The following is a 9983-nucleotide window of genomic DNA, read 5'->3' as shown; positions in this document are numbered from 1 at the left end:
GAACCGAAATGGGCTGAAGTCAAAGCGATAAGAAGACGAGAAAGGTGTTCAATTGATGAACTGTTTATGACGCATGTAAAATATGTCTAATTATTTTGATTTAGCTATAGTCCCATCAACCGAAAATGGCTTGTTGGAGAAAGCAACCATGCCAAAAACCATTAAATTAACGGTCTGTACCGAGGGAATGACGCTGAACGAGTTTGCTGTCTCCCGCGAACAGATCCAGCAGATGGCAGAAAGTTATAACCCGCGTTTGTATGCCGCTCGTCTGAATCTGGAACACATCAAAAGCCCGTACCCGGACAGCACGTTTCGCCAGTTTGCGCTGGTGCAGTCCGCCCGTGCCTACGAAATTAAAGACGGCCCGTTACAGGGCAAGCTGGCACTGGAAGCGACGGTTGAACTGGATGAAGAAAAAGACGCGCCGCTTATCAAGCTGAACCAGAGCGGGCAGAAGATTTTTTCCAGCATTGAGTTTTATTCACGTTTTCCCCAGACCCAGAGCGCTTATCTGACCGGCATTGCGCTGACGGATACGCCCGCCGCTGTCGGGACGGAATTAATCAGGCTGAGTGTGCAGGAACGCGGCCTGCCGAGCAGTGATGATCGCTATTTATCGGCATCACTGGAAACGATGGTTGAATTGCTGGCCGCCACGGAACCGAACCCGACCGAGGATAAATCCATCGGGGAAAAGTTTGTTTTATCGGTGAAAAAGGCACTCGGCATCTATCGCGAACACAATCACGCTGACATCAGCACCCTGCGTGAGATGGTGCAGTTGACGGCGGAAAAATGCGGCGAAGCCCTCAATCAGGGGCAGAAAGTATCTGCACTGGAAACACTGTGTGCCAGCCAGACGGCGCAACTCGCGCAACTGACAACGGAACTCAACACGCTGAAAAGCCAATTGAGCCAGCAGGATAATTCTTCGGTACATCGACCGGGCGCGAGCGGTTCAACCCATGTGTTGGCTGAATATTAATTGATTGCTTACAGGAATTTTATCTATGTCACTCAGTAACGAAGGACGTCAGGAATATCTGTCCTACCTTGACCAGCAAGGCAAATTGAACGGGGTTAAGCGTGAGGGCGACCACATTCAGTTGACGGTGGCGCCGGCTGTCCAGCAGAAACTGGAAGCGGCCAAGATGGAAAGCAGCCCCTTTCTGAAGGAAATCAACTCCTATGGCGTGATTGAACAGGAAGCAGAGAAAATTGGTGTCGGTGTTCATCGCACCATTGCCAGCCGCAATACGTCGACCACCGATCGCCGCGAGCCGATCAGCGTCCACGATTTAGCCGGAAATCGCTATCGCTGTGAGCAGACTAACTTTGACACCTACATCGGCTATACCCAACTGGATGCGTGGGCCGGTCACCCGGAGTTTCAGAAGTTGATCAGCCAACAGATCGTCCAGCAAGAGGCCAATGATCGTCTGATGATTGGTTTTAACGGTACGTCAGTCGCGGTGAAATCCGATCGGGAGAAAAACCCGCTGTTACAGGATGTCAATATCGGCTGGTTGCAGCGCCTGCGCAATCATGCGCCGCAGAGAGTGATGAGCGGTATCACGCTGACCCGTCGTGATGAGGATGGAAAAATCCTCCAGAAAGGGGACTACGGTAACTATGATTCGGTGGTGTATGACGCGGTGACCTCGCTGTTAGATCCGTGGCATCAGAGTGCGCCCGGCCTGATTGCCATCACCGGTTCACGCCTGACCACACAGAAGAACTTCCGCATCCTGAATCAGCACAGCCAGCATAACCCGAATATGGAACTGTTGGCAGGCAATGAGCTGATGAAACTCAGTACACTGGGCGGTTTGCCGGTCTTCCGTGCGCCGTTCTTCCCGGACGGGGCAATCCTGATCACCACCTTTAAAAACCTGTCGCTTTACTGGCAGAAAGGCAAATACAACCGCTACATCAAAAATGAGCCGGAATATAACCGTATTGCCACCTATGCCCAGAGTAATGACGGGTATGTCATTGAAGATTACGGCCTGAGTTGCCTGATTGAAGGGATTTCGTTTGCGGGTGCCGAAGGCAGCTCGGACTAAACCACAGTTTCCGGTGTCGGGTTTTTCCGGCATCGGGTCAAGGGGGAAGGATGCTGACACCGGCACAAGAACACTGGCAGCGAACAATGGCAGCACGCCGTGGCGATGAACAGATGTCATCGGCAACGCTGACGGCCTATGAGCAATATTGCACCGTTTACGCATCGATCAGACGCGGCTGTCTGGCCTGCAAGGGACAGAACGAAAAATTGCCTATAAAGGCGAAGTGATAGCCGCCTATGACAGTTGGATTGATGGCGTATTAAAGGCTGATACCGGGCAGGCTGACGAAGTGCTGACGCATATCATGATCTGGCACATTGATGTCGGTAACTATGAGCGTGCTTTGACACTGGCAGACTATGTTATCCGGCATCACCTGCCACTGCCTGATCGCTATCACCGTACGGTTGGGCCGTTATTGGTGGATGAGATTTGCGATAAAGCCCTGACTATTTTTTCCGCCGGCAATGACGCCATTGAGCCGATATCGCTGACGATTCTGGAATGGCTCTTCGCCTTGGTTGAGCCGCTGGATATGCCGAATCAGGTCAGAGCCAAGCTGTTTAAAACGCTGGCGTATACCTTACGGAAAAGTCCACAGCAGGCGGATAGAGAACGGGCGTTATCCCTGATGCAACAGGCGTTGTTGCTGTTCGCCAATATCGGGGTCAAGAAAGATATTGAAACCCTGACGCGGGAACTGAAAAAGGCCGAGGAGAACACGGCACCGCCGAAGCCCGGCGCAACAGACAAGAAACCGCCCAAAAACAAAATAACAGTGGCGAAGAAGACCGCTTCCCGCTAACCGAATGCACCCCGCGTGCCCGGCGGCACGGTGAACCGAACAGCTTTTAAGCCTTGTCCGTTTTTCCGTCCACCGCCGACCTTTTAACAGGTGGAACTGATGAGCTTAGTGGCAACCAAACAGCCCCGACCGATGGATAACCCGCAGGAGTTCAACGATGGCGGCGCAAAAGTGGCTTCTGGCGAATTCTGGCCGGTGATCCTGCTGGCTGATTTGCGTAACTCTATGCGCTTGAGTGGGGCTGTGACGACAGCGCGCCTGCTGCACATGACGAGCGAAGCAGTGCTGTCAGTCAATCAGCAACTGGTGACATGGCAGCATGAGCAGGAAAGTCACGGAGTGATGTCACTGGCAGCGGTGCCGTCACCGGTCATCAATGACACCACGGCGCATGTGTTCCGTTATCGCCATGCGGTGTACAGCTTCACTAAAGCGCTGTTGATTGAAAACTATCGTGATATTGACACCACGCGCGACGGCGAAAAACACGCGGAAGCCTTGAGTACACAAATTGATGACCTGTGACGGGACGGACAGAACGCCATACGGGATATGCTCGGCAAACATCGCATGGTCGCGGAGTTGGTCTGATGCGGGTCAGGGCGTTGCAGGGGGATTCGGTGGATTTGCTGTGCTGGCGCCACTATGGCCGCACACAGGGTGTGGTTGAGCAGGTACTGGAAGCGAATCCGGATCTCTGTCTCATCACGCAACTGGCCGCCGGTCAATGGGTGGAGCTGCCGGATATCACCCCACCGCCCAATCAGGACATCATTCAATTATGGGACTGACACTGACAATGAAAGACCAACCGGATTTATGGGTCGAGATGATCAATGGCCTGAAGAATTCATGGCCGCAGATATCCGGCTCCCTGCTGGCTGTCCTGATCTGTTATGGCCGCCTGATTTATGACGGCGTAGAACGCCGCAACCGTTGGGTTGAACCGCTGCTGTGCGGGGCGCTGTCATGGGGCATTGCCAGCGGACTGGAGCTGTTCGGCATTCCCGGCACGGTGTCACCGGCACTGGGTGGTGCCGTGGGGTTTATCGGTGTGGAAAAGCTGCGTGAATTTGCGACCCGTGCCATTAACAAACGATTGGGAGATAAACCGCATGAGTAGAGGTATCCGCAATCATAATCCCGGCAATATCGATTATCACCCGACTAACCAATGGCAGGGACTATTACCCCATGATCCGAAGATTGAAGCGCGGTTCTGCCGGTTTGAGTCGGCGGAATATGGTATTCGGGCACTGATGAAACTGCTGTGTAATTACCACAAAAACGGCTATCAAAGTGTTGCCAGAATGATAGACCGCTGGGCACCCACCCATGAAAACAACACGTCAGCGTATATTCGGGGTGTTGCCAATGCCTTGGGGGTTAATCCGCATCAGGTGATTAGCGTGGATAAAGTGACACTGACGGCACTGGCTAAATCCATCATCCGGCATGAGAACGGTCAGCAACCGTATACTGAGGCGACGTTTGAAAAAGCGTTTGCACTGCTATGAACTGGAAATTGTCGATTTTTTCCCTTGTTGGTATTGGGTTGATCGGTCTCTTCTGCCATTACCTGATTAACAACAATATGGCACTTCGAAATGAAAATCAGTCACTTAATCAATCCCTGTCAGCGCAAGAGGCTATCAATACGAAGCAACAGGAAAGCCTCCAAATACTGCATGAACAGGATACGAAACGGTTACAGGAACTGACCCATGCCAAAGCTGAAATTGACCGGTTGCACGCTGTTTCTCTTGCTCACCCTGAGCGGATGTACATCAAAGCCGAGTGCCCTGTGCCTCAAACCACTGCCCCCGCCGGCGTGGTTAATGCAACCGGTGCCCGACCTACAGACGCCGCTGTCCGAAATTATTGGTTACTCCGAGAGCGCATTGCCACCTCAGCACAAATGATCCAGGGGTTGCAGGCCTACATTCAGACTCAGTGCAGGTAAACCATGATAAAGCCTAATTTGTTGCGTGAAATGATTGTCAGGCATGAACCGTTTTTCAACCAGAATCCGGATCGGCTGGAAGTGTTTGTCACCAAAGGCAACCTGATTGCCACGGGCACACAGTCGGCGTCTTTTCTCTATCAGTATCAGTTGGAAGTGCTGGCGCTGGATTACCCGAACCCGCTCGACAATCTCAGCATTCCCATACTGGCATGGGCGCGACTGCATCAGCCGGATTTACTGTTCAACCCGGAACGCCGCAAAGACGGTTTTCGCTTTGAGGTCGATTTACTCAATAACGACACCGCCGATATTCTGTTTACGCTACCGGTCTCTGAGCGGGTCGTGGTGCACCGGAAAAATGGCCGCCTGATACCGACTCATCTTGATGAGCCGTTACCGGATGCCCGGTCACTGGCAGCATGGGATGTCCTGCTGGATACAACGGGGGCAGTATGAGCCAGAACAATCTGTTGCTTTCACTGGAAAACGAATTACAGCGGTTGTTATCTACGACGACCCCCGGTTATCGCAGCCGGCTGGCGCGACAATTAGCTACTGCGATCCGTTCTGACCAGCAAAAGCGTATCCGTAGCCAGAAAAATATCGACGGTTCCGGTTATGAACCCCGCCGCCGCCGAATTCTGCGCTCGCAGAAAGGCATTCGCTTTATTTACCGGGGTAATGTCCGCTCCCTGAAAAACTGGCGATCCACCCGTGGTCGCCGTGGTCGCATGATTGCGGGCTTTGATGAAGATAAAGGCGCGGTACGGTCATTTTATCGCGGTGACATTGATCGCTATCTGGACATTAACCACAGTGAAACCCGCACAACAACCACCCTGCGTGACCCGATGTTCCCGCGCCTGAGAACCGCCCGGCTGTTAAAAATGCGGACGTCAGCAGATTCGGCTGTGGTCGGTTTTCAGGGGAAAGCCGCCGCCATTGCCCGTCAGCACCAGTACGGACTGACCGGCAGTATTAACGCACTGGCACAGGTGAAATATCCACGCCGTGAACTGTTGGGACTCAGTGAGCACGAAAAAGTCAAACTGATTGAACTGATTTATCACGATTTGGCGGAGGCATGATATGACACCGGCAGAACTTTACCGATTATTAATGAATATCGTGCGGGTAGGAACAGTATCCGCAGTGGATCTGAGCAGCCAGCGTTGCCGCGTCCATATCAGCGGGTTGCAGACAGACTGGCTGCGCTGGACAGCCCAGCGCGCGGGTTCATCCCGTACATGGTGGGCACCGAGTGTCGGTGAGCAGGTATTAGTACTGGCGATGGGCGGTGAACTGACCACGGCATTTGTGGCGGGCTCACTTTATTCTGCTGCGCATGTTGCACCCTCTGCGTCTGCTGATGCCGTACATATCGCGTTCCCGGATGGGGCAGTGATGGAGTATGAGCCGAAAACCAGTGCTTTAACCGTCAGCGGAATTAAAACCGCCAGTGTCACGGCCTCCGTGTCGGTACAGGTGACCGCCCCACAAATCACCTGTACTGCCAGTGAACAGATCACGTTAGCGACTCCGGTCGTGATGTGTACGAATCATTTAACCACTGGCAGTCTGGCGATCCGCCAGGGCGGTACGATGCACGGTAATATCACCCATACCAACGGCCAGTTCAGCTCCAACGGTATTGTGGTCGACTCACACCGACACAGTGGCGTCTGGTCTGGTGACAGTACCTCAGGGGGGCCGCTCTGATGCAGTTTATAGGGATGGACAGACACACCGGCCACACGCTGTCAGACAGCGACCATATTCGCCAGAGTATCGCTGACATTCTGATGACGCCAATCGGTTCACGGGTAATGCGCCGGGACTATGGTTCACTGCTGCCTGATCTGATTGACTGTCCGCAAAATCCGGCCTTGCGCCTCCAGATCATGAGTGCGTGTTATATGTCCCTGCTGCGCTGGGAACCCCGTATTCGGTTAGAAGCGATCAATTACCTGCGGGCAGATCAGGGAGAATTGTCGGTCGAGATCAGCGGGGTGAATATCCAGAATAATCTGCCTTTTTCACTTTCCATTCCGGTGAGGTAAACCATGCCAACGATTGATTTAAGCCTGTTACCGCCGCCCGATGTGGTTGAACCGCTGGATTTTGAAACCCTGTTTGCTGAGCGGCGGGAAAAACTGATTGCTTTGTATCCGCCGGCGCAACGGGACAGCATCGCCCGTACACTGGCGCTGGAATCCGAACCCTTGACCAAGCTGTTACAAGAAAATGTCTACCGGGAGTTGTTGTTGCGCCAGCGTATCAATGAAGCGGCGCGGGCCGCAATGGTGGCGTTTGCCAGAGGATCGGATTTAGACCAGCTGGGGGCGAATAACAATGTCAGCCGACTGGTCTTGCAACCGGCGGATAATGCTGCTGTGCCGCCCGTACCCGCTGTGTTAGAAGCGGACGCGGATTTTCGCGTGCGTATCCCGCAGGCGTTTGAGGGATTAAGCGTGGCCGGGCCGGTGGCATCGTATGAATACCATGCCCGCAGTGCCGACGGGCGTGTTGCTGATGCCTCGGTGATTAGCCCGTCACCGGCCTGTGTGACGGTCAGTATTTTATCCCGTGACGGGAACGGCACCGCCAGTAGTGAGCTGGTCGATATTGTCACTCACGCCCTGAATGACGAGGATGTCCGCCCGGTGGCGGATCGCCTGACGGTACAGTCAGCCAAGATAGTCAACTATGCCATTGACGCGGTGCTGTATCTGTACCCAACGCCGGAATATGAGCCGATATTGCAGGATGCGCGGGCACGGCTGGCGCGCTATACCGCGGAACAGCACCGCATTGGCCGCGATATTGTGCGCAGTGCCATCTTTGCCGCTCTGCATGTGCCCGGTGTGCAGCGGGTGGAGCTGAAAACACCGGCCAAGGATATGATTTTAGACAAGACACAGGCCAGTTACTGCACCTCAGCCCACATTACCCTCGGGGGGTCGGATGAATAACCGCCTGTTACCGGTCGGCTCGTCCCCGCTGGAAGTGGCCGCCGCTGAAGCCTTATCGTGTCTGGCTGCGGTTCCCGTGCCGATACGGGATGTATGGCAGCCGGATCGCTGTCCGGTCAGGTTACTGCCTTATCTGGCGTGGGCATGGTCGGTGGACCGCTGGGATATGGACTGGCCGGAGCAGGTCAAACGCGAGTCGATTAAGGCAGCGATGTTTGTCCATAAACACAAAGGGACGATTGGGGCCATTCGTCGCGTGGTGGAACCGTTCGGCTACCTTATTCGCGTCATTGAGTGGTGGCAGAACCATGATGCACCCGGCACCTTTCGCCTTGATATCGGGGTGATGGAGATCGGTATCACCGAAGCTACTTATTATGAGCTGGAACGCTTAATTTCTGATGCTAAACCCGCCTCACGTCACCTGATTGGGATGTCCATTCAGTTAGAAACCGGTGGTACGGCTTACTGTGCTGTCACCAGTTATGACGGCGATATTCTGACGGTTTACCCCTATATGACCGAATGTATTACCACCACCGGTGCAGATGTGGTGGGGGCTGGCATTCACCTGATTGACACACTAAGGATTAGCGCATGAGTACCAAATACTTTGCTTTGTTAACAAAACTCGGTGCTGACCGGCTGGCGAATGCCGCGGCACTGGGCACGAAAATTGAAATCACCCAGATGGCCGTGGGCGATGGCGGCGGCAGTTTACCCACGCCAGATACCAACCAGCAAAAGCTGATTAACGAAAAACGCCGGGCGGCCATTAATGTGCTGAGCGTTGACCCGAAGAATACCCATCAGATTATCGCTGAGCAGGTGATACCGGAAAGCGAAGGCGGTTGGTGGATACGGGAAATCGGCCTGTTTGATAAAGATGGTGTGCTGATTGCGGTCGGCAACTGCGCCGAAACTTATAAACCCCAGTTACAGGAAGGCTCTGGCCGTACCCAGACTATCCGCATGGTGCTGATTGTCAGCCATACGAATGCGGTGACGCTGAAAATTGACCCGTCGGTGGTGCTGGCGACTCGGGAGTATGCGGATGCGTCTATTGCTCAGGCAATCCGGGCACATGAGCAGAGTCGTCGCCATCCTGAGGCGACCCTGAAAGAGAAAGGATTAGTTATTTTAAGTAGTGCTGTTGATAGCCAGAATGAAATGCAAGCCGCCACTCCAAGGGCAGTCAAGTTGGCCTATGATTTGGCAACAAGAGCGAATCAACATGCTGCCAATGCCAATTACAACGCCGACACTCGTCTCGAAAAAGCGAAGAACGGGGCGGATGTACCGAATAAAGCGGCGTTTGTGAACAATATCGGGGCTTACCCCAAGACCGGGGGGATTTTAGCGGGGAATGTCGATGCAACCGGGTCTATTTCCGGCCACGGGGTGTATGAATACCCCAGCATTCGTGTCTATAGCGCGGTCAACAAACCTTCTGCGGGAGAAATCGGTGCCCTGCCCGCCAGTGGGACGGCGGTTGCCACATATAAATTAGCCACGGCGAGAACCATTGCGGGTGTGCCCTTTGACGGGACTGCGAATATTGCCATTCCCGCGGGGCATGTCGGTGCCTACACAAAAGCGGAATCGGATAACCACTACCAGCCAAAGGGGCAGTACGCACTGAAAAGTGAACTGATGGGCCTGATTAAGCCCGGGTTCACGATGTTTGCCATGCAGAATGAAAAAGCTATCACCCCGCCCTGGTACTCCATCAATGGTGACCGCTACGGGATTGACACCCCTGTCGGTCAGGTACTTAAGGCGTTTCCGGCGGATTTTAAAGCCCGCTGGAATATGATGGAAACCGCAGAAACCATTACCCTGCCGAACGTGTTACAACCCGAAGGCCGAATGCCTTTCCCGCGTCCGGTGAACGGGACTGAGCGTCAACCCGGTTCAGTGCGGGGCGATACTATCCGAAACTTTACCGGTGAGCTGGGTTATGAAGCGAATTACGGCCTCACAACCAATGAGCGGGATGTCAACGGGGTTTTCCGTGCAGTGGGTGCCTCGAAGAAGGCTTTGAATGGCAGTGGCTACGGACAGACGCTTAACATTATGTTTGACCCGTCCACAGTCGTGCCGACCGGGCCTGAAAATAAACCGCTCGATGTCGGCGTCACCTGGATTATGTATTTAGGAGTCTAATG

General features: G+C 53.8%; 14 protein-coding genes and 1 pseudogene. All 15 read left to right on the top strand.

Annotated features, from left to right (window positions below; translation table 11 throughout):
* The first annotated feature begins 82 nt into the window (after nucleotides 1-82).
* The 15 genes and pseudogenes from AACX68_RS09390 (at nucleotide 83) to AACX68_RS09320 (ending at nucleotide 9981) form a co-directional block, all read left to right on the top strand.
* Nucleotides 83-988 (top strand): GPO family capsid scaffolding protein, encoded by a 906-nt coding sequence (locus AACX68_RS09390; RefSeq protein WP_228857956.1) that lies wholly within the window; start codon nucleotides 83-85, stop codon nucleotides 986-988.
* 25 nt (nucleotides 989-1013) lie between these two features.
* On the top strand, nucleotides 1014-2069 hold the full coding sequence (locus tag AACX68_RS09385; protein ID WP_228857955.1) for a phage major capsid protein, P2 family: 1056 nt from the start codon (nucleotides 1014-1016) through the stop codon (nucleotides 2067-2069).
* Nucleotides 2070-2217: 148 nt separating this feature from the next.
* Nucleotides 2218-2877, top strand: coding sequence for a phage terminase small subunit (locus AACX68_RS09380; protein WP_228857954.1), 660 nt, complete (start codon nucleotides 2218-2220; stop codon nucleotides 2875-2877).
* 99 nt (nucleotides 2878-2976) lie between these two features.
* Nucleotides 2977-3468, top strand: a pseudogene (locus tag AACX68_RS09375) (head completion/stabilization protein).
* Nucleotides 3468-3668, top strand: coding sequence for a tail protein X (locus AACX68_RS09370; RefSeq protein ID WP_228857953.1), 201 nt, complete (start codon nucleotides 3468-3470; stop codon nucleotides 3666-3668). The pseudogene AACX68_RS09375 and the gene AACX68_RS09370 overlap by 1 nt, the downstream one beginning before the upstream one ends.
* Before the next feature lie 8 nt (nucleotides 3669-3676).
* A complete protein-coding gene (locus tag AACX68_RS09365) occupies nucleotides 3677-4000 on the top strand; it encodes a phage holin, lambda family (RefSeq protein WP_228857959.1) in 324 nt (107 codons plus the stop codon).
* Nucleotides 3993-4394, top strand: a complete 402-nt coding sequence (locus AACX68_RS09360; protein ID WP_228857952.1) for a structural protein — start codon at nucleotides 3993-3995, stop codon at nucleotides 4392-4394. Before AACX68_RS09365 ends, AACX68_RS09360 begins: the two co-directional genes overlap by 8 nt.
* Nucleotides 4391-4840 carry a lysis protein gene (locus tag AACX68_RS09355; RefSeq protein WP_228857951.1) on the top strand — a complete coding sequence of 150 codons (450 nt, stop codon included), beginning with the start codon at nucleotides 4391-4393 and terminating at the stop codon, nucleotides 4838-4840. Before AACX68_RS09360 ends, AACX68_RS09355 begins: the two co-directional genes overlap by 4 nt.
* A gap of 3 nt (nucleotides 4841-4843) precedes the next feature.
* On the top strand, nucleotides 4844-5299 hold the full coding sequence (locus AACX68_RS09350) for a phage tail protein (RefSeq protein WP_228857950.1): 456 nt from the start codon (nucleotides 4844-4846) through the stop codon (nucleotides 5297-5299).
* The gene (locus AACX68_RS09345; RefSeq protein WP_228857949.1) at nucleotides 5296-5931 is read left to right on the top strand and encodes a phage virion morphogenesis protein; all 636 of its coding nucleotides are present in this window, start codon (nucleotides 5296-5298) and stop codon (nucleotides 5929-5931) included. Before AACX68_RS09350 ends, AACX68_RS09345 begins: the two co-directional genes overlap by 4 nt.
* Before the next feature lies 1 nt (nucleotide 5932).
* Complete coding sequence (locus AACX68_RS09340; protein WP_228857948.1) at nucleotides 5933-6562, top strand: phage baseplate assembly protein V; 630 nt, start codon at nucleotides 5933-5935, stop codon at nucleotides 6560-6562.
* Nucleotides 6562-6903, top strand: a complete 342-nt coding sequence (locus AACX68_RS09335) for a GPW/gp25 family protein (RefSeq protein WP_228857947.1) — start codon at nucleotides 6562-6564, stop codon at nucleotides 6901-6903. Before AACX68_RS09340 ends, AACX68_RS09335 begins: the two co-directional genes overlap by 1 nt.
* A gap of 3 nt (nucleotides 6904-6906) precedes the next feature.
* On the top strand, nucleotides 6907-7815 hold the full coding sequence (locus AACX68_RS09330) for a baseplate assembly protein (protein ID WP_228857946.1): 909 nt from the start codon (nucleotides 6907-6909) through the stop codon (nucleotides 7813-7815).
* Entirely contained in the window at nucleotides 7808-8416 is a 609-nt protein-coding gene (locus AACX68_RS09325) for a phage tail protein I (RefSeq protein ID WP_228857945.1), read from the top strand. Before AACX68_RS09330 ends, AACX68_RS09325 begins: the two co-directional genes overlap by 8 nt.
* Nucleotides 8413-9981: a phage tail protein gene (locus AACX68_RS09320; RefSeq protein ID WP_228857944.1), complete on the top strand. Its 1569-nt coding sequence runs from the start codon at nucleotides 8413-8415 to the stop codon at nucleotides 9979-9981. The genes AACX68_RS09325 and AACX68_RS09320 overlap by 4 nt, the downstream gene beginning before the upstream one ends.
* The last annotated feature ends 2 nt before the right edge of the window (nucleotides 9982-9983 follow it).

Source organism: Xenorhabdus sp. PB61.4 (genome assembly GCF_963894935.1).
Classification (GTDB): domain Bacteria; phylum Pseudomonadota; class Gammaproteobacteria; order Enterobacterales; family Enterobacteriaceae; genus Xenorhabdus; species Xenorhabdus stockiae.
The sequence above is the reverse complement of the archived record's forward strand: the minus strand, read 5'-3'. Positions and strand labels throughout refer to the sequence as shown.

Bases quoted from the DNA above. Each gene is read 5' to 3' on its own strand.
- AACX68_RS09390 (WP_228857956.1), top strand. From the start codon at position 83: ATGTCTAATTATTTTGATTTAGCTATAGTCCCATCAACCGAAAATGGC.
- AACX68_RS09385 (WP_228857955.1), top strand. From the start codon at position 1,014: ATGTCACTCAGTAACGAAGGACGTCAGGAATATCTGTCCTACCTTGAC.
- AACX68_RS09370 (WP_228857953.1), top strand. From the start codon at position 3,468: ATGCGGGTCAGGGCGTTGCAGGGGGATTCGGTGGATTTGCTGTGCTGG.
- AACX68_RS09365 (WP_228857959.1), top strand. From the start codon at position 3,677: ATGAAAGACCAACCGGATTTATGGGTCGAGATGATCAATGGCCTGAAG.
- AACX68_RS09360 (WP_228857952.1), top strand. From the start codon at position 3,993: ATGAGTAGAGGTATCCGCAATCATAATCCCGGCAATATCGATTATCAC.
- AACX68_RS09355 (WP_228857951.1), top strand. From the start codon at position 4,391: ATGAACTGGAAATTGTCGATTTTTTCCCTTGTTGGTATTGGGTTGATC.
- AACX68_RS09350 (WP_228857950.1), top strand. From the start codon at position 4,844: ATGATAAAGCCTAATTTGTTGCGTGAAATGATTGTCAGGCATGAACCG.
- AACX68_RS09345 (WP_228857949.1), top strand. From the start codon at position 5,296: ATGAGCCAGAACAATCTGTTGCTTTCACTGGAAAACGAATTACAGCGG.
- AACX68_RS09340 (WP_228857948.1), top strand. From the start codon at position 5,933: ATGACACCGGCAGAACTTTACCGATTATTAATGAATATCGTGCGGGTA.
- AACX68_RS09335 (WP_228857947.1), top strand. From the start codon at position 6,562: ATGCAGTTTATAGGGATGGACAGACACACCGGCCACACGCTGTCAGAC.
- AACX68_RS09330 (WP_228857946.1), top strand. From the start codon at position 6,907: ATGCCAACGATTGATTTAAGCCTGTTACCGCCGCCCGATGTGGTTGAA.
- AACX68_RS09325 (WP_228857945.1), top strand. From the start codon at position 7,808: ATGAATAACCGCCTGTTACCGGTCGGCTCGTCCCCGCTGGAAGTGGCC.
- AACX68_RS09320 (WP_228857944.1), top strand. From the start codon at position 8,413: ATGAGTACCAAATACTTTGCTTTGTTAACAAAACTCGGTGCTGACCGG.